Source organism: Billgrantia sp. C5P2, from assembly GCF_051062895.2.
Genome location: NZ_CM128542.1, coordinates 1,743,751 through 1,761,837, shown reverse-complemented (window position 1 = coordinate 1,761,837; position 18,087 = coordinate 1,743,751). Strand labels below are relative to the sequence as shown.

At 50.9% G+C, this 18,087-nt stretch carries 15 protein-coding genes; all 15 read right to left on the bottom strand.

Annotation, left to right across the window (positions count from 1 at the left end):
* Positions 1-257: 257 nt before the first annotated feature.
* Positions 258-2,162, bottom strand: a complete 1,905-nt coding sequence (locus ACRWQA_RS08165; protein ID WP_434229127.1) for an acyltransferase family protein — start codon at positions 2,160-2,162, stop codon at positions 258-260.
* 229 nt (positions 2,163-2,391) lie between these two features.
* Positions 2,392-3,597 carry a right-handed parallel beta-helix repeat-containing protein gene (locus ACRWQA_RS08160; protein WP_434229125.1) on the bottom strand — a complete coding sequence of 402 codons (1,206 nt, stop codon included), beginning with the start codon at positions 3,595-3,597 and terminating at the stop codon, positions 2,392-2,394.
* Between the two features lie 23 nt (positions 3,598-3,620).
* Positions 3,621-5,435 carry an ABC transporter ATP-binding protein gene (locus ACRWQA_RS08155; protein ID WP_434229123.1) on the bottom strand — a complete coding sequence of 605 codons (1,815 nt, stop codon included), beginning with the start codon at positions 5,433-5,435 and terminating at the stop codon, positions 3,621-3,623.
* A 106-nt stretch (positions 5,436-5,541) separates the two neighbouring features.
* Positions 5,542-6,570, bottom strand: a complete 1,029-nt coding sequence (locus ACRWQA_RS08150; RefSeq protein WP_434229120.1) for a glycosyltransferase family 2 protein — start codon at positions 6,568-6,570, stop codon at positions 5,542-5,544.
* Between the two features lie 39 nt (positions 6,571-6,609).
* Positions 6,610-7,158: a dTDP-4-dehydrorhamnose 3,5-epimerase gene (gene rfbC, locus ACRWQA_RS08145; protein ID WP_263580325.1), complete on the bottom strand. Its 549-nt coding sequence runs from the start codon at positions 7,156-7,158 to the stop codon at positions 6,610-6,612.
* A 10-nt stretch (positions 7,159-7,168) separates the two neighbouring features.
* Positions 7,169-8,560 carry an NAD(P)H-dependent oxidoreductase gene (locus tag ACRWQA_RS08140; RefSeq protein WP_446326262.1) on the bottom strand — a complete coding sequence of 464 codons (1,392 nt, stop codon included), beginning with the start codon at positions 8,558-8,560 and terminating at the stop codon, positions 7,169-7,171.
* Positions 8,539-9,315, bottom strand: coding sequence for a glucose-1-phosphate cytidylyltransferase (gene rfbF / locus ACRWQA_RS08135; protein ID WP_263580327.1), 777 nt, complete (start codon positions 9,313-9,315; stop codon positions 8,539-8,541). Before rfbF ends, ACRWQA_RS08140 begins: the two co-directional genes overlap by 22 nt.
* Before the next feature lie 58 nt (positions 9,316-9,373).
* Positions 9,374-10,420 carry an NAD-dependent epimerase/dehydratase family protein gene (locus tag ACRWQA_RS08130; RefSeq protein ID WP_434230259.1) on the bottom strand — a complete coding sequence of 349 codons (1,047 nt, stop codon included), beginning with the start codon at positions 10,418-10,420 and terminating at the stop codon, positions 9,374-9,376.
* Positions 10,417-12,522 (bottom strand): acyltransferase family protein, encoded by a 2,106-nt coding sequence (locus tag ACRWQA_RS08125; protein WP_434230256.1) that lies wholly within the window; start codon positions 12,520-12,522, stop codon positions 10,417-10,419. The genes ACRWQA_RS08130 and ACRWQA_RS08125 overlap by 4 nt, the downstream gene beginning before the upstream one ends.
* A 431-nt stretch (positions 12,523-12,953) precedes the next feature.
* Positions 12,954-14,345, bottom strand: a complete 1,392-nt coding sequence (gene sthA, locus ACRWQA_RS08120) for a Si-specific NAD(P)(+) transhydrogenase (RefSeq protein WP_263580330.1) — start codon at positions 14,343-14,345, stop codon at positions 12,954-12,956.
* Between the two features lie 93 nt (positions 14,346-14,438).
* The gene (nqrM, locus tag ACRWQA_RS08115) at positions 14,439-14,705 is read right to left on the bottom strand and encodes a (Na+)-NQR maturation NqrM (protein WP_263580331.1); all 267 of its coding nucleotides are present in this window, start codon (positions 14,703-14,705) and stop codon (positions 14,439-14,441) included.
* 19 nt (positions 14,706-14,724) lie between these two features.
* Positions 14,725-15,495: a hypothetical protein gene (locus ACRWQA_RS08110; RefSeq protein ID WP_434230253.1), complete on the bottom strand. Its 771-nt coding sequence runs from the start codon at positions 15,493-15,495 to the stop codon at positions 14,725-14,727.
* Positions 15,492-16,724, bottom strand: a complete 1,233-nt coding sequence (gene nqrF, locus ACRWQA_RS08105) for an NADH:ubiquinone reductase (Na(+)-transporting) subunit F (protein WP_263580333.1) — start codon at positions 16,722-16,724, stop codon at positions 15,492-15,494. Before nqrF ends, ACRWQA_RS08110 begins: the two co-directional genes overlap by 4 nt.
* Positions 16,725-16,792: 68 nt before the next feature.
* Complete coding sequence (nqrE, locus tag ACRWQA_RS08100) at positions 16,793-17,410, bottom strand: NADH:ubiquinone reductase (Na(+)-transporting) subunit E (RefSeq protein WP_104201866.1); 618 nt, start codon at positions 17,408-17,410, stop codon at positions 16,793-16,795.
* A gap of 1 nt (position 17,411) precedes the next feature.
* A complete protein-coding gene (locus tag ACRWQA_RS08095) occupies positions 17,412-18,080 on the bottom strand; it encodes an NADH:ubiquinone reductase (Na(+)-transporting) subunit D (RefSeq protein ID WP_263580334.1) in 669 nt (222 codons plus the stop codon).
* Between the last annotated feature and the right edge of the window lie 7 nt (positions 18,081-18,087).

Sequence of the window (18,087 nt, the reverse complement as noted above, 5' to 3'; positions counted from 1 at the left end):
CCAGGTTGAGTCGAGGCATGATAGAATGTCAGTGACTACCAGGCTGATTACACCTAAGCAATTGATATTCTAATATTTTTACTAGGGTGTGAATTATGACTTGGTTAATATGCTATCCGCGCCCAGCAGTTGTACGCTTGGAGCCATGATCGGTATGAAAAAATTAAGCCACTCAACCCTTTTTGGCTTAGAAATGGTTTCACCGCCTGGATAGTGACTTTCCTTTTCTTTAGCTTTACACCCAGAAATTCCGTTCATCACTCGCCAGCCCTTGTCGCCAGCGTATGTTTTATTCGCTCGACAACAAAATTTGTGGCTGCGCTCGTGATATGCTGACTATCTCTGTAGTAAGACCAGATATCACTACTGAGTGTACAGTTGGGTGAGCAGAAAATTTCGTGCGGCTCCAAAATGGTAACGCCACTAATATTCTCGAACTCATGGAAAAAGCGACTTGCTGAATTTATACCCGAAACATTAACTATCTCAAGCGACCTCAACCCGTGCAGGTAGGACTCTTTGGTAAGTCTTATTGAAGGTTGCAAGCTCGTAGTTCCAGAGACCCTTGGATGGGCTCCAATGATGATTATTTCATCTGCATACTGTAAGAAATGCTCTATCGTCTGGTTTATAAAATCAGCCCATCTATCATAAATTTCTTTACCGATAGGAAAATTTGTGACTGACTCTTGGTACAATTCCCAAGACTGGGAAATTACGACATAATCGTATTTTTTTTGAGAATTATATAAACTCTCTCTTAAATCATTGCAGGATATATCTGCGTATTTATCATTAAACTCTACTCCTTTCAGAAGCACACAACCGCCTCTCGTTACTGTATCCACTTCGGCTGCCCCAAGCCCGATAGCGATGCTAAAAGGTAAAACATATTGCTGCAATACTGAGTCACCAACGAATAAAACTTTACCGTATTCAGTATTTTTTATATTTAAACCTCGCTCGTGATTATCATGAAAAGTAGACGAGTGAAATTTAGTAACTTCCAATGCAAATTTGTTTAAATACTTGAATCGTTCAGGCAGGCCATTGGATTTAGCAACAATAAAACCTACGGCAGCCAAGGCCGGGATAAAAAGACATAGCCCTACTATCGTCACTGAAGACTTTATGGAGCTTGACCGTGCAATATTTCTAATCGGTTTCTCTATATAATGATAGGTTGCCATAGCCATAAGGGATGATAGAGTAGCTATAGTTATAAAAATAATATACGCCGGCATTTCCAGTTCGAAGTAACGTACGAATGAAACTAATGGCTGATGAAACAAATATAATGGATAGGATATTAATCCCATTAAAACCAATATCCCGTGAGACAGTATTTTAGTGACGATCCCTCTGTTCGGAAAAGCAATGATGAGCGCAACGCCAATGCAAGGTAGTAGAGCATTATAACCTGGAAAAGCAGTGTTTTCGTCATAAAGCAGTACGGGCGCAATCATGAGTAACAAACCCAAATAACTTAGATATCTCTTGTAGTTATCTTTCACTTTATTATTTTGGTATTTTGCCAGAAAAAGCGCCGTAAGAGATCCGATCAACAGCTCGTTTGCCCGATATTGAAGTAAGAAATATGCCTTGCTATTACCATCATTAGTTGCCGAAATGACCATTAAAGTTGTTATAACCAAGGCAATTCCCGTCAAAGGAATAACTGTTACATCAGAGATCCTAAAAGCTATCAGTAACAAAGTGGGCCACACAAGATAAAACTGCTCTTCAACACCAAGCGACCACAAATGCATTAAAGGCTGGTAAGCAGAATCTTCAGCAAAATAGTTGGCTCCTTGGGCAAACAAAATATTTGCAGCTCCAAGTGAAGAAAAAAATATTTCCTTCCCGAGTTTGTCGAACGACTTGGTTGTATAGAAATAGAATCCGAAAGCAAATACTAGCAGCAATGTTATAATGAAGGCTGGAAGAAGTCTGGCGGCTCTTCTTTTATAAAAATCAATATAGTTAAATTCATTTTCCTTAACCTCCCTATAAATCATGTTTGTTATGATAAAACCACTAATCACAAAAAATGCATCCACCCCGACGTATCCACCAGAAGTAAAATCCAGCCCCGAGTGAAAAGCAATCACTGAAAGCACTGCTATAGCTCTTAAACCATCTATGTCTTTTCTATATGTCATGATCTATGGTTTCTTATCAATGACCTTGCAATCGTTATTTTTATAGCTCTTGGCAGCAGTGATATTATTGATGCGGATAGCCTATCCAAAGCTTTCAGGCTATTATGAAGAAAGAGGAACACATTACCAACCAAAATAGCGGGCAAGAGATTAAGTTATATTTAAGCGAAACTATAAAAATTATGATAGCAGGCTTTTTATTAATGGATTTCAATAATCCTCAAGCTCATTACGAAATGTTTGCAATATTCCTTCCAATGTCTACTACTCCGTCTGATCTGTTTATCAATCTCATAAAATTATTACCTATCATGCCTGTGACCTGATGAGAGATAACGATAGCATTGTTACCATCGCCATCGTTACCTTGGACGTCAACTTGCTTGGACCAGAGAAGGCGAATATTCCCCCCTTGCAAATAATTGTCCTTAATTTTTACGATTCGGGTAAATTTATCTGCATTCCCTTGATAGGCATCTGTTATCGCCGATCTAGTTGTTTTGAATTGATTCCCCATTATCCATAAGCCCGTCGAAATCTCGCTGTCGCGGCTCACGTGAAATCCGCCATATACACACCCGCGCTCAACTTGGGCTGCCGTATTATGCAAAACGTGAATACCTCGGTGCCGGTCAATCCAATACGCGTTCCTTGTTTTTATTGCACTATTGCCTATGAGCTGAGTGTCATAGGCCGAGGCGAGGCGAAAGCCGTGCAGAACCTGGCCATCGGTATGATTACCCATGATCAGAATGTTCTGAGCCCCTCCTTCACAACCTATCCCGACTTGACCACGCAGAGCACGGCATTGACGTATAATGCCGCGGTGAGTCGAATTCCAAAAGTCACTATGTATGTCGTTGGTAAAGCGGCCAATGCCATAACCAGTAACGAAGATCCCGTAGCTTGATGCATCCTCCGTCCTAACTCGCTCAATCAAAAAATCTGACATTCCTTCAAGGCGAATCAGAGGGCCATTATCCGTTGCGTGCTTGTCAGCGCCAATCATACAGAAGTCTGACAGAAAGATGCCGTGCGGATGAAGGCTCTGACCAACATCCAAGTGCATTGCGACATAATCATCCTGACGCCAGTCCTCTGCCCTGGCTTCAAGAATGGTTCTTTCCATGCCCTGCCCTCTGAGACGAGTACCGTCATGCAAGCGCAGTTTGCGGTAAAGAAACCAGTGACCCGCCTCGATGATACCCACTATGCCATCGGTGGCAATGTTATCCAGGAAAGTCTGTAGCTGCTGCTGGTCACGGATAGGATCGCCCGAAGGTGCCATGTTCATTTCACTGGTGGTAATGCTGCCAGGTCGACATTTTCTTTTTCGAGACATACTGCCTGTTTGGCCATTGACTGCAGCTCTCATGCCAGCTGTTGAGGCAGCTTGAGAAGTGTTAGCCATGCTTCCAACCGATCCAAGTGACATGATTCGGCCCCCTTCCTGTATGTTCAGCTATGCGCCGCCATGCGCTGAAAGATTTCATTGCGGCTGGACAGCTCACTATAGCTCCCCGAATCAATCACCCTCCCCTCTTTCATCAGGTAGATTCGGTTGCACTGACGAACCGTTGCGAGCCGATGTGCAATCATTATAATGGTCTTCTTCCCCATAATGTCGTGGATGGCTTCCATGATAAGTTTTTCTGTAATTCCATCCAGAGCACTGGTTGCTTCATCCAGAATAAGCACTTTGGCATCGTGATACAGAGCGCGGGCGATGCCAATGCGCTGGCGTTGCCCGCCTGAAAGTTGAACCCCCCTTTCACCTACGCAAGTATCTAGCCCATTGGGCAGCTCTTCGAGGAGCTCGTGGAGATTTGCCATACCGGCGGCACGTATTAATTTTTCTTCGTCAATTTTTCCCGGCTCTACGCCAAAAGCAATGTTCTCTCGGATACTGGTATCCGCAAGAAAGATACTTTGTGGCACGAATCCCAGTGTATTCTGCCATTGCCGCTTATTATGTGTTTCGATACGAACGCCGTCGATGCTGATTTCGCCCTGATCCGGATCAATGAGCCCAAGTAATATATCAATTATCGTAGATTTCCCCGATCCCGAGGCGCCTACTATGCCAATCATACGATTGGCCGGGACTTCCATGCTAACACCGTTAAGTGCGAATTCCCGTGAACCGGGATAACTGAACACAATATTATCCAGTCGAATGACGTCTTTAGGGGTGATATTTCCGACTATATTATTTCTCACCGCCAAGCTCGGTTCCTTCCCTCTTGGTTCAGAACTATTATAAAGGTCGTCTCTCACCGCTTCGAAGGAAGCAAGGTTACCTCGTATCTGCGATAAACAGGAGTACACCTTCTGCAGCGCTGGTAACAACTTGAAGCCGGCCATTGCATATATCGAAAGTATGGGCAAAATGGCTCCCAGATTGCCGTTATGGGTAGCCAGTAAGTACAAAACTAAAAAAATCACACTGGAAAAGGCGACGAGCTCCATTGCGTAGCGTGGCACCTGACTGATGGCCTGATTGCTGCCAGCCGCTTTTGCAAATTGCATGCTAGGCTTCTCGAACCGCTCGATGAAGGTTTTTTGGTTGCCCAACAGTAGCGCGTCCTTGATGCCACCAAAACCCTCCGCCATCAGTTTGAAGCGCTCTGATTGGGTTTCGGAAATTGCCTTACCGTTTTTGACGAGCCGCCGGCGCACTGTGACGAAAAGAAGATAGTAGGAAGCCACGAAGATCGAGATTCCGATTAACGCTACCATCGGGTCATAGATAAAAATCACTATGCTCATTAAAAAAGCCATGACAAGCTTGGCATTCAAGTGCAGCAAAGGACTAATGACAAAATTCGTCATCCGCAAGGTTTCTTGAGAAATCTGCTTAGTAAGGTGGCTGCTACTGGTAGTGGCGTGATATAACCATGGTTGGAACATGTAGTACCGATAAAGTCTATTTCCCAACTCTGCGCCTACTTTTGCGCCATATAGCGACAACCGCCAAACCGTATACATCGATATGAAGGAGGCTGCTGCCAGCACCATTAAAACCATAATGCCCAGCCAGAAAAGAAAATCGCTAGGAGTTTCAATACCACTCATACGATACAGCATCGAGGCAATGCCTTGGGATTCTTCCAGTATTGTCATGTCACCTACCAACGCCATGAACGGGCCAATCGACATGACGCCTGCTATCTCAGCAAAGGACATTACGATGATAAGGCCTTGCAGCTTCAAGAGTTTTATACGCTGCTCCCTGGTCAGCAAAATGTATAGGTCCTTTAGTTTCCTTAGCATGCTATATTCCTTATGCCGAACACAACGAGATCGATTAAACTCAAGAAACTAGAATATTCCCGGCCACAATCTATCCTTCTCCACTATGCTTACCTGGCAGTAGCTTTTATATTGAACGCGCATATCCCTGCTGATAAATTCCACTGCATGTCATTTTTGTTTTATCTTCCGTATCGGCAAGATCCGACTTGGGAAAGGAAACGCTAACGCATGAATAATCGTACGTGCTATTTACATAGTCCACCTTGGGTTTATACCAAAAGCTTTGAGCTAACCCGAGCGTGATGACCCATGCCTTGTGATTTTCTCTTCTTGCGAGCATTTTTAAAACCAGAAGCACATTATTAAATAATATCGATATCGTTCTGCGCCTGGTTTTATAAACCTTGGAAGTGTACAAATTATTCCTTATGAAGTTTTTATAATAGCTGATTCGCGTTGGATTGGACTCGGCGACGATACTAATCGTTCCACCGCCATGCCGTAAATGAACTACGTGGCTATTACCAACTAGATATCCTGGCTGCTCTTGGGTGATTCGCAAGGTGAACTCCGCATCCTCTCCCCAGATGTACATCGACGAAATGGGAAGGCCGTATTTTTCCAAAGTCGATCGTGGCACCAAGATCGAGACGAACGTACCACTTCCGATCGCCACTAAACCTTGTTCTAATTGTTCAGGCCAATCGAAATACCCTGCCTCATTCCTCGCATTACTAACTTGAGGAGTATTACACACTTGGCCATGCTCGGTATAGGCGGTTGAGAGAAGGTAGCTTCTTTTCATCCCCTTATTATCTAAGAATTCGTCGGCCTGCAGTAATTTCTCCAAGGCCTCCGAATTCGGGATAACGTCATCGTCCATCATCCATACATAGTCTGCTCCGTTATCGTAGGCCAATCGAAATCCAGCATTGAAACCACCGGCTGCGCCAACATTATTTTTCATCGTATAAACTTTTATGTTCGGATACTTACCACTTGTCAGGTATTCAAGCGTTCCATCGGCGCTTGCGTTATTTATCACCAGAACCATGTCACATGGACGGGTCTGGGAGTGAACCGCCTTGAGGCAGCGTTTGAGAAGTTCCTTTCGATTGTAAGTAAGGATAACGCCGATCACCTTGTTTTTCATTTTCTTCTCCCTGCGTCATCGCTTTTAATATATTTAATCTCAATAAAGTCGAGATGAGCGTTCGCTAATCAGTGGCCAACTAGCATCCTTAGCGGATATTACCGAAGCTGGCATAGGCCATTCGATGCCGAGGGCCACGTCATCGTATCGTAACCCATCTTCAGATGACGGTGTATAGGGTGCTGTCACTAGATAACTGACTTCTACGTCATCTTCCAATGTCATAAAAGAGTGGGCAAATCCCTTAGGTACTAAAAGTTGCAGCCTGTTTCTGCTGGTGAGTTCGAACATCTGATGCTGCATATAAGTTGGCGAGTCCTGTCGAATATCGACAATGACGTCAATAATGGCACCGCGGATGCAGCGAATCAGTTTATCCTCTCCATTCGGGGCCTTCTGAAAGTGTAGGCCGCGAAGGGTGCCGCGCTGAGCCGAGAAGGAGGTATTTTGTTGAACGAAATTGTTGTTAATTCCTATCGTTGAGAATTCCTCTCTACACATGGTTCTTGCAAAGAAGCCTCTGTCATCACCCCGAGGCTCAAGCTCCACCAGGTAGGCATCCTTGAGATCTGTCTGGATGAACTGCATACTTGGTCCCCTATTCCTCGATTTTCTCAAAGAAAACGTCTTCCTGCGCCCGATACAGCTGATCAACCAGGCGTCCCTCAGGAAACCGGACATCATCGAAAGTCAGAGGCGCATCCTTTGCGACGTGCTTTTCCACGACGCAATCGAGCGCCAGACCAACGGGCAAAAGCCTCTCTCTACGAATAACCTCAATGTTCTCGGCAACTCCGTATACTTCAAAGCCGCCAAACTCACGAATAATTGTCCCCTCTTGGAGGTCTTTCTTCGCCATGGCTACGACGCCAACCATCGGGGCTCCGCGAGGGGTTAACACAGGATCGTTGAACAACACGGCTCGTGCGACCGAGGTCGGCACTTCAAAATGACAAAGATGATAGGGTGTATAGAAGCAGTAATATGGGCCCTTTCCCAGTTTGTAGAGTTCAAGGTAGTGCTGCTTGCGCGGATCTGTCACGGTGCCGATAACGAAGACGCCAGGGCCCGGCCGGGCTCCCACCACGTAGTCGACGAGTCCAGGTCCTGAAGCATCCAGATAAGGCTCGAAGCTGGATAGCACTTCCTCGATGGGTACCAGTGGTGAGCCGGGGTCGCCGTTCGAGAAATCGGGGCCAAGCATGCCGCGGCGGGCAACTTGCATTCCCGTACCATTTGCCACAATCGCCTGCTCGAATGAGATCTTCGTACCATCAGCGAAAGAAGCCACCATGGCGGGCTTTTGACCCCATCGCTCCGCAAATGCGCGCTGTGTTTCTGGGTTCCGGTAGGGATCATGCAATCCCTTGATGTTGCCGCTGAGTACAGGTTTGATTCCCAAACCTTCGGCGAACCGAAGCAGGTTCATCTGCACACCCGGTTGGTCACCATCCGAAAAAGTATAGATTAGCCCAGCTTGTTCCGCCTTGCGCTTCAGGATGGGACCGATCGTTCCATCGAGTTCCGCATTCATCTGGATGACGTGTTTGCCGCTGGAGATGGCTGTCAATATCGCCTCTGCCGCATATTCGATAGAACCCGTGACCTCAATGATGGCATCCAGACCGTCAGAAGCGGCCATAGCGCGGGCATCTTCCGTAACCACGGGCAGCCCCCTGGCGATTGCCGATTCGATCTCCACTGTCGTATCGCATCGCTCTGGTGCAATCCCTATCTGCTCAAACACCGTAATGGCCGATTCAAGATGGCGATTTGCGATGGCGCAAAGGGTCATGCCAGGTGTTGCGGTCATGATCTGTAAGCCGATGCCCTTGCCCTGGAAACCCGCTCCGATCATACCCACACGTATCGGTTTATTCTCCGCTTCTCGCTTGGCTAATGCCGTATCTACGATGATCATCGCTTTTTTGCTTCCCGGCTGGTAGAAAAAATTTGAACGCTGTCGGCTCAATCTTTCCAAACTTTCCATGGTGGAGTATCGGCCCAGGCTGTCTCGAGCACCATCTTGTCACGCAGCGAATCCATGCTCTGCCAGTAGCCCTCATGATGGTAGTAACCCAGCTTGCCCATCTGTACCATGCGCTCCATGGGCTCGTTCTCCCAAGTCGTACGGTCATCGTCGATCAGGTCCAATACTTGGGGCTCGCACACAAAAAAGCCGCCATTGATCAAACCTCCGTCTACGGCTCCCTTTTCCCGGAATGCCATGACGTGGCTGCTATCCTCGTCCAACCTGAGTGCACCATAGCGTCCCGGCTGTGTAACAGCAGTGAGCGTGCACCAGCACCCTGATTGCTTATGGCTTTCGATCAGTTTTCCTATATCCACATCACTTACACCGTCACCATATGTCAAACAGAAGGGTTCATTATCGATGAGATGCTTAGCTCGCTTTATCCTTCCACCCGTTAGCGATTCCGCTCCGGTGTCGAGGACCGTCACATTCCAGTCTTCGTTGACACCGTTCAGCCATTCGACTCGCCCCGTTTTGAGATCGATCGTGTAGTCTGTCTGCCTGCCGCGATAATTAAGGAAATAATTACGAATATATTCGACCTTGTAACCGCCTAGTATTACAAAGTCCTTCAAGCCGTAATGTGAATAAATTTTCATGATGTGCCAAAGTATGGGCCGCCCCCCCACTTCCACCATTGGCTTGGGACGAATAGATGTCTCTTCACTCAGGCGAGTTCCAAAACCACCAGCAAGAATCACAACTTTCATGATATCTCTCCCTTTAGAAACTAAACTATTTCTTATAATTTATGTTGATACCAATTTTCTATTTCTCTGCCCACATTAAACTCGCTGTCAGTCGCCCTTGCTCAACATGATCTTGCAAGATTTTTAATCGCATCAGGTGCGAATCCCTGAATCTCGCATCCGAGAATTTCATGCGAGACAATCCCGCCACTAATCCTTGGATTGAATCCTTGAGAGTCATCAATGGCTGATGCTCCGGAGCAAGCTTCTCGTAGAGGCTAAAATCTACCTTGTATGATCGGCTATCGACTGCTTCTTTTTCGTTGATATGCACGCTCGTTCCTGGAATTGCATCAGCGACGGCTTCTGCCAGTTCTCGCACTTGATGGTTTCGACGGTTTGAGCCGGTATTGACGCTGAGAATGCGCCCCCCATTGCTTGCCTGCCGTTGAATGGCCCAGTCGATCGCTCTCCCCATGTCGCTGACATCGATTAGGGGACGCCAAGGGGTTCCATCGCTGAGTACGGTGATCTTTTTCTGTGACAGAGCGCAGGCCACAAAGTCATTCAGAACCAGGTCCAGGCGAAGGCGTGCCGACATACCACAGGCGGTAGCAAACCTCAGGCTGGTTATGATCATGTCTCCTTCGATAGCTGCAAGCGCATCCTCCGAGCCGATCTTGGACCTGGCATAAGCAGTCATCGGCGCGAGCGGGTCTGCCTCCTTGCGGGGCTCGCCACTCGCTAGGCCGTAGACACTGCAGCTCGACGCGAAGACAAAATGCCTCACTCCGGCCTGAGCCGCCTGCCTGGCAGCCCTTACTGTGGCTTCTTGGTTGATCTCCTGAGTAACCGTCTCGAAGCGATTACCCATGGGATCGTTGGAAACGGCGGCAAGCTGCACCACAGCGTCATAGCCTTCCAGCATGCCTTCTGGAAGATGGCGAATATCCCCGTAATATTGCCTTTCCAGATAAATTTCAGGACTTCGGTCTACGCCCGTCAGGCAATGTGCGAAGTAAGCATTGTCATAACCATGCAACACAGACTCAGGATGCCTTCGCTTCAGCTCCTTGGTGACTTCAGGTCCAACATATCCCATGTTTCCCAGGATCAATATTCTCATTGCCCCGCCTCCCGTTGCACATATTCAGAATCGTCTTGTTGCATGGCACCACCAGTAGAACCACCTCCCAGCATGCTCAACTTGAGCTCTTCTTCACTTACCCAGCCCTTATTTTTCATTTCATCAAATATCTGCGATGTCAGCATCGAAGCACCGGAAACGCTCAAATGATTATTGTCGTAATAGAGAAGTTCATCTTCGACCTGGGTAGCGCAACGACTGGGCAGGTAGGTATCGCAAAACAGCCTGGCCGGCTCGATCTTTATTAGATTATCGTGCTCCACGACTCTTGACATTTGCTCGTAAGCCGATGCAGTACGCTGCTTAAAAACGTCGTAACTGGTCGAAAGTGGGGCAAATCGTTTGATACCGAATATTCTTTCCTTGACCAGCAAATAAGGCACATCCCAGCCCACCTCAGGTACCGGATAGAGCAGAATGACCCGCTTGCCGGCGCTAACCATCCTCTGGACTGTTTCCTGAAGCAGTGAGCCAACCTCGTCAACGCGGAGTTTGTCATCAGCCATGTCGAGGCGATTCATGGGTACGGCACGCACGGCCTCATCGTGCTCTATTCCCCCTTCCCCGTTATCGAAAGAGACGCCTTCGAATTGAAGCGGATATCTACCCAGCATGATGACCAACTCGACACTATCATCTTCCAGAACGTACTCCAGCACTTGCTCGTTATGGCGGCCACATTCCGGTTCGTCGCTTCTGGTATAGCCCGCAATTGGCAAACAATTTGTGTAAATGAATTGTCTCACCTTCATGCCAAGCGCATCGACTCGTTCGGCTACCGGTCCGACTAGCGGCGTCGCCTGGCTATCACCCCATATGACTACCGTCTTATCTCCGCTCTCGTTGTACACACAGGTCTCTTCGAGCGGTATCAGGTTTCCCGGCGTGCTCTGACAGTTTGCGTTAATGTTTTTCTGTGAACGCACCATCACTAGATTCTCAAGCTCCCCGTCAAAACGCCAGGGGATACCTTGTGAGTAATAGCCATAGGAACCCACACCTATCATCAGACACGACATTGCCAAAGCCGCCTTGAAGATTTGGGGCCGAGTGTATTTCTTGCGATTCCTGAACGGTAGTTCGACATAGTGCCAGGAAAACCATGCCAAAAGCAGGGAGAGTATGCTCAACAGGATGAAGTCGATATTGGAGATGGGCCCGAAGCTACGCTCTCTAGCGAAGGCGAACACCGGCTGGTGCCAGAGATAGGCGCTGTAGCTGATTAGACCGATTCCTACCATGGGCTTGAAGGACAAGACTTTTCCTGTAATGTCTCTTTCGCCGGCGAAAAGTATCACGAGAGTGGTTCCAAGAACGGGTATCAGTGCCCACATACCGGGAAAAGGAATACTCTGATCGAATACCAATATCGCATACAGGAGCATTACTACCCCAACCACTCCTCCCACGTTGCTCACCCAGAGGGGAGGCTGAACTCTGTGTCGATGCAAAAAGACTGCAATGATTCCTCCAGCCACAAGTTCCCAGGCGCGGGTCGGTAGCAGATAGAAGTTGGCTGAAGGATGATGAGTGGAAGCGTACTCCGATAAGGCAAGACTGACGAGGAAGCATAGAGTAAGAATTACTATAAGCAGCCATTTTTTGACCCAGCCTACCAATAGCATGAACAGTGGAAAGAACAGATAGAACTGTTCCTCCACGGCCAGGCTCCAAGTATGCAGAAAGGGCTTCATCTCTGCTGGTCCGGCGAAGTAATCCATATCCTGCCAGAAATGAATATTAGAGATGAACAAATTTACTGCTATCAAGCTCTGGCTCAGACTCGCGAACTCTTCCGGCAGCATCCACACCCATGCCACAGCCATGCAAACTATGCTGACAAAAAACAGCGCCGGAAGAATTCGTCTCGCCCGCCGCTCGTAGAAATTCGCAATTGAGAACTTTCCTTCGACTATTTCATTGTAAATAATCCCAGTAATTAAATATCCACTTATGACGAAAAAAATATCAACTCCGACATACCCTCCGCTAAAAGTTTCGAAGCCAGCATGAAACAATATAACAGGTATAACGGCCACGGCTCTTAGCCCATCTATCTCAGGCCTGTAGTGAGTCGTCATTGTATCCTCGATGCGACTTAGCAACTTATCTAAAATAATAATGTGTGATTTCGATCTCCATTCAGAATTTTCAAGGATTAATTTTCAGGGTGGATTATCACAGGCCACGCTACCGCCAGAGGAGTTCATGGTGGACCTCCCTTTCCGTTCCTATGGATCACTTGCTTTGTTATATTTTCCTACAGAATGTTACTAAACGTACTTGCCATTTGCGTAGTTGGTTTTTGCCATACTCGGCGCTAAGCTGGCGTCATCCTATCGGAAGGGTTTTTCTGACCTTATTAAAAATCTGGTACTTTTATACTAGTGAGGATTGTTCCGAAACACAGTGAAGGCACTCGCAGTAAAACTGGAGACGAAAAAAAACTGCCCTCTTATGAGAGCAGTTTACTCGGTTAAATAGGGATGGAATTAATGAAAGGACGTGCGGCTCAGAACACCCGATTCAACCCGTTCTGGGCCGCTACCCGGTAGGCCTCGGCCATGGTGGGGTAGTTGAAGGTAGTGTTGACGAAGTACTTGAGGGTATTAGCCTCGCCCTTCTGCTGCATGATCGCCTGGCCGATATGGACAATCTCCGAGGCCTGATCGCCGAAGCAGTGGATGCCGTAGATCTCCAAAGTGTCCTGATGGAACAGGATCTTGAGCATGCCCACCGTGTCGCCGGTGATCTGGGCGCGGGCAGTGTCCTTGAAGAAGGCCTGGCCTACCTCGTAGGGTATCTTGGCTTCAGTGAGTTCTCGCTCGGTCCGACCGAAGGAACTGATTTCGGGGATGGTGTAGATACCCGTCGGCACCTCGTTGACGAAGCGGTAGTCCCGTTCGAGCAATTCATCGCAGGCATTGAGCCCCTGGTCGTAGGCGGCACTCGCCAGGCTCGGCCACCCAATGACATCACCTGCGGCGTAGATATGGCGGATAGCGGTACGGTAATGGTCGTCGACCTGTAGCTGGCCGCGGCCGTTGGCTTCCAGCCCGATATTCTCCAGGCCCAGCTCGTCGGTATTACCGGTCCGTCCGTTGGCCCACAGGAAGGCATCGGCACGTAACTTCTTGCCGGACTTGAGATAGACCACGACACCCGATTCGTCGCCCTCGACACGCTCGTACTCTTCGTTGTGGCGGATCAGCACGCCATGCTTGCGCAGGTGGTAGGAGAGCGCATCGGAGATTTCGTCGTCGAGAAAGGAGAGCAGGCTATCCCGATTGTTGATCAAATCGACCTTGACCCCGAGCCCCGAAAAGATCGACGCATACTCACAGCCAATAACGCCCGCACCGAAGATAACCAGCGTACGCGGCGTATGCGATAGGCTGAGTATGGTGTCCGAATCGTAGATTCGTGGGTGGCGGAAATTGATGTCGGCGGGACGATAGGGACGCGAGCCCGTGGCAATGACGATTGTCTGCGCGACCAGTTCCTCCAGCGCCTCCTGCCGGTCACGCACCAGCAGGGTATGCTCGTCCTTGAAGCGTGCCACACCGCTATAGAGGTCAATGCGATTGCGAGCGTAGAACTTGGTGCGCATCTCGACCTGCTGGTCGATAGTGATACGCGAACGCTCCATGACCCTGGGAAAGGAGAACCAGCGCGGTTCGCCGATGTCGCGGAACATGCGGTTGGTATTGAACTGCATGATCTGCTTGACTTGGTGCCGCAGCGCCTTGGAGGGAATGGTGCCCCAGTGGGTGCAATTGCCCCCCAGGACCGGCTGCTTCTCCACGACAGCAACCCGCTTGCCGTGCTTGGCGGCGTTGATGGCGGCGCTTTCTCCGGCGGGCCCGGTACCGATCACCACCACGTCGTAGTTATGGACTGCCATGGGCTCTTGCGTCTCCTTTCCCTTGTCGATGTTGGTTTTCGGCTCCCAGGGCTATACCTGCGGCACGGCATTATGCGCAAGACATTGCAGGGCCTAGCGGCGGGTGGCGTCATAGCCCAGGTCGGCACCACGACTCTCATCGCTCGAACGACGCGCACTGACCGGGTCGCCCTTGCGCTTGCGGTTCTCCTCCTCGCATATCTCGTCCTTGCCCCCGCAGATGTCACAGCCTTCCTTGAGGCCCAACTTGTTGAGTCCGCCACAGGATCCGGCGATGGGCTTACGCCCCATGATCACGCCGATGGCCATGGCCGCCATGATCAACAGCATGAAGCCCAGTACGACGAGAAAAGTGGTCATTGGGTTACCTCCCAGGCGGCTAGGGCTCGAGCCAGGGCTCGAGAGCCGCGGTATGATGGATTTCGATACCCTGTGGTGTCTTGACAACAACCCTGGCAGCACTATCCATGGCCTCGGCCAGTAACACCGCGTCCTCTGGATTGGCATGCAGCAGCTGCGTTGCCTGCCGCATGGCCTCGCTGGCACTTGGCGCGACGACACTCACTGCCAGCGGAGTCGCCAACGTGACCAGTGGAACCACATCCTGGCGTGCGAAGCGGTGCACCAGCGCGGCATTCTCAAGACGCACGTGTCGGGCCCCATCCGGCGCGGACAGCCCGGCCTGCTCAAGCGACAGGCGCCAGCCACCCGTGGGTGGCACACCCAGGCCGCGCATCACGCCCCCGACCTCGACCATCACGGCGGCGAAACGATTCTCGCCGAGCCATAGCGCCAAGCGATCGACGGCCAGCGAATGCGCCACACGATCCGCTTCATGCCGAAGCTTTGACGAGGGTAGCCAGAACCGTCCAAAGGCGGCATCCAGCGCGCGAAGGAGCCCGTCTCGCTGCCGTTCGAGAGTTGCCAGTTCACCTTGTATGCCGGCTTCGAGTTCAGCGACCTGCTCCTGATCCAGGTCGGCATACAGGGTGATGTGGTATCCCGTTCCCAGAGCCGTGCCCTGGATGAGATGCTCGTTGCTGTGGTCACGGCAAGCGCTGAGAGCCACGGCCGCCAACAGCGCTAGAAGGAGCCGGGCCGGCCCACTGGGAGCCAGCCCGGAGAGTCGCCCTAGGGCGAAGGGGATCATCCGCCAAAGTCGTCCAGCAGAATGTTCTCGGGTTCGACGCCCAGGTCGAGCAGCATCTTGATGACGGATGCGTTCATCATGGGCGGCCCACACATGTAGTACTCACAATCCTCGGGAGCCGGATGGTCCTTGAGGTAGTTCTCGTACAGCACGTTGTGGATGAACCCGGTCGGCCCAGTCCAGTTGTCTTCGGGCTGTGGGTCGGAGAGAGCCAGGTGCCACTCGAAGTTGGAGTGCTCCTCGGCCAGCTTGTCGTACTCGTCGTTGTAGAAGGTCTCGCGCCAGGAACGAGCACCATACCAGAAGGTGATCTTGCGCTTGGAATCAAGACGCTTGAGCTGGTCGAAGATATGGCTGCGCATCGGCGCCATGCCCGCGCCACCGCCGACGAAGACCATCTCGGCATCGGTGTCCTTGGCGAAGAACTCGCCGAAGGGCCCCATCACCGTCACCTTGTCGCCCGACTTCAGACTGAAGACGTAGGTCGACATCAGGCCTGGCGGATGGTTGGTGCCGGGAGGCGGTGTGGCGATACGGATATTGAACTTGAGGATGCCTTTCTCTTCGGGATAGTTCGCCATGGAGTAGGCGCGAATGACTTCCTCGGTGTTCTTGTGGGAAAGCTTGAACAGGTCGAACTTTTCCCAGTCGCCGCGATACTCCTCTTCGATGTCGAAGTCGGAGAACTTGATGTCGTAGGGCGGTGCCACCAGCTGGACATAGCCGCCGGCGCGGAAGGCCACTTCCTCGCCCTCGGGCAGCTTGAGGTTGAGCTCCTTGATGAAGGTCGCCACGTTGGGGTTGGCGATGACCTCGCACTCCCACTTCTTGACGCCGAAAACTTCTTCGGGCACCTCGATCTTCATGTCCTGCTTCACCGGCACCTGGCAGGAGAGACGCCAACCCTCCTTCTTCTCACGCAGGGTGAAGTGGGACTCCTCGGTGGGCAGGATGGAGCCGCCGCCCTCCTCAACCCGGCACTTGCACTGAGCACAAGAGCCGCCGCCGCCACAGGCGGAAGAGAGGAAGATGCCGTTGGCCGCCAGGGTATTGAGCAGCTTGCCACCCGCCTGGGTGGTAATGGTGTGTTCCGGGTCGCCGTTGATCTCGATGGAAACGTCGCCGGTACTGACGAGCTTGCTGCGGGCTGCCAGGATCACCACGACGAGGCCGATGACGACCACGGTGAACATGAACACACCGAGCAAGATGATAGATGTTCCAACCATGTCGGTTTCCTATTTGCTGTGTAACCTGTTTCCCGGCGGCGCGATCACCGCCGGAAACGCGCCCTGGCTCAGAGCTGTATGCCCGAGAAGGACATGAAGCCCAGCGACATCAGACCCACGGTGATGAAGGTGATGCCCAGGCCCTGCAGGCCGGCCGGCACGTCACTGTACTTGAGCCTCTCGCGAATCCCCGCCAGCGCGGTGATGGCCAGTGCCCAGCCGACGCCGGACCCCAAGCCATAGACCACGGATTCGCCGAAGCCGTAGTTACGCTCGACCATGAACAGCACGCCGCCGAGAATGGCACAGTTCACGGTGATCAGCGGCAGGAACACGCCCAGGGCGTTGTAGAGCGCCGGTACGTACTTGTCGAGGAACATCTCGAGGATCTGTACCAGAGCGGCGATAACGCCGATGTAGGACAGCAGACCCAGGAACGACAGGTCGATGTTCTCGGCGCCTTCGATACCGGTCCAGGTCAGCGCGCCTTCCGCCAGCAGCGCGTTGTAGATGACGTTATTGACGGGGACGGAGATGGTCAGCACCACGATCACCGCGATACCGAGACCAATGGCTGCCGAGACCTTCTTGGAAACCGCCAGGAAGGTACACATGCCCAGGAAGAACGCCAATGCCAGGTTCTCGACGAAGACCGAGGCAACGAACAGGCTGATATAGTGCTCCATGTTACACCGCCTCCTTCGGTTGGGTGTTTTCCTTCATCTTGAATTCGTTCGCCTCGACCTGCTCCGGATGAGTAGAACGTAGCGCCCAGATGATCAGACCGATGATGAAGAACGCCGACGGCGGTAGCAGCAGCAGCCCATTGGGCACGTACCAGCCGCCATCCTGCACGGTGGGCAGGATGGTAAAGCCGAACACGCTACCGGAACCGAGCAGTTCGCGAACGAAGCCGACGGTCATCAGAATGACACCATAGCCCAGCCCGTTGCCGACACCGTCCAGGAACGACAGCCCGGGCGAGTTCTGCATGGCGAAACCTTCGGCACGCCCCATCACGATACAGTTGGTGATGATCAGGCCGACGAATACCGAGAGCTGTTTGGACATCTCGTAGGCATACGCCTTGAGCACCTGGTCCACCACGATCACCAGCGAGGCGATGATCGTCATCTGCACGATGATTCGAATCGAGGACGGTATATGGTGACGAATGAGCGACACGAACAGGTTGGAGAAGGCCGTTACCGAGATAACGGCCAGCGCCATGACCAGCGAAACGCTCATGCTGGTCGTTACCGCCAGCGCCGAGCAGATACCGAGTACCTGCAAGGCAATGGGGTTGTTGTTGAAGATCGGGGTCGTCAGGACGCCCTTGGGAGTCACAGCGGACATTTTCAGG

Excerpts from the sequence above, each read along its gene's own strand:
- ACRWQA_RS08165 (WP_434229127.1), bottom strand. The coding sequence starts at position 2,162 with ATGACATATAGAAAAGACATAGATGGTTTAAGAGCTATAGCAGTGCTT.
- ACRWQA_RS08160 (WP_434229125.1), bottom strand. The coding sequence starts at position 3,597 with ATGTCACTTGGATCGGTTGGAAGCATGGCTAACACTTCTCAAGCTGCC.
- ACRWQA_RS08155 (WP_434229123.1), bottom strand. The coding sequence starts at position 5,435 with ATGCTAAGGAAACTAAAGGACCTATACATTTTGCTGACCAGGGAGCAG.
- ACRWQA_RS08150 (WP_434229120.1), bottom strand. The coding sequence starts at position 6,570 with ATGAAAAACAAGGTGATCGGCGTTATCCTTACTTACAATCGAAAGGAA.
- rfbC (WP_263580325.1), bottom strand. The coding sequence starts at position 7,158 with ATGCAGTTCATCCAGACAGATCTCAAGGATGCCTACCTGGTGGAGCTT.
- ACRWQA_RS08140 (WP_446326262.1), bottom strand. The coding sequence starts at position 8,560 with ATGGAAAGTTTGGAAAGATTGAGCCGACAGCGTTCAAATTTTTTCTAC.
- rfbF (WP_263580327.1), bottom strand. The coding sequence starts at position 9,315 with ATGAAAGTTGTGATTCTTGCTGGTGGTTTTGGAACTCGCCTGAGTGAA.
- ACRWQA_RS08130 (WP_434230259.1), bottom strand. The coding sequence starts at position 10,420 with ATGAGAATATTGATCCTGGGAAACATGGGATATGTTGGACCTGAAGTC.
- ACRWQA_RS08125 (WP_434230256.1), bottom strand. The coding sequence starts at position 12,522 with ATGACGACTCACTACAGGCCTGAGATAGATGGGCTAAGAGCCGTGGCC.
- sthA (WP_263580330.1), bottom strand. The coding sequence starts at position 14,345 with ATGGCAGTCCATAACTACGACGTGGTGGTGATCGGTACCGGGCCCGCC.
- nqrM (WP_263580331.1), bottom strand. The coding sequence starts at position 14,705 with ATGACCACTTTTCTCGTCGTACTGGGCTTCATGCTGTTGATCATGGCG.
- ACRWQA_RS08110 (WP_434230253.1), bottom strand. The coding sequence starts at position 15,495 with ATGATCCCCTTCGCCCTAGGGCGACTCTCCGGGCTGGCTCCCAGTGGG.
- nqrF (WP_263580333.1), bottom strand. The coding sequence starts at position 16,724 with ATGGTTGGAACATCTATCATCTTGCTCGGTGTGTTCATGTTCACCGTG.
- nqrE (WP_104201866.1), bottom strand. The coding sequence starts at position 17,410 with ATGGAGCACTATATCAGCCTGTTCGTTGCCTCGGTCTTCGTCGAGAAC.
- ACRWQA_RS08095 (WP_263580334.1), bottom strand. The coding sequence starts at position 18,080 with ATGTCCGCTGTGACTCCCAAGGGCGTCCTGACGACCCCGATCTTCAAC.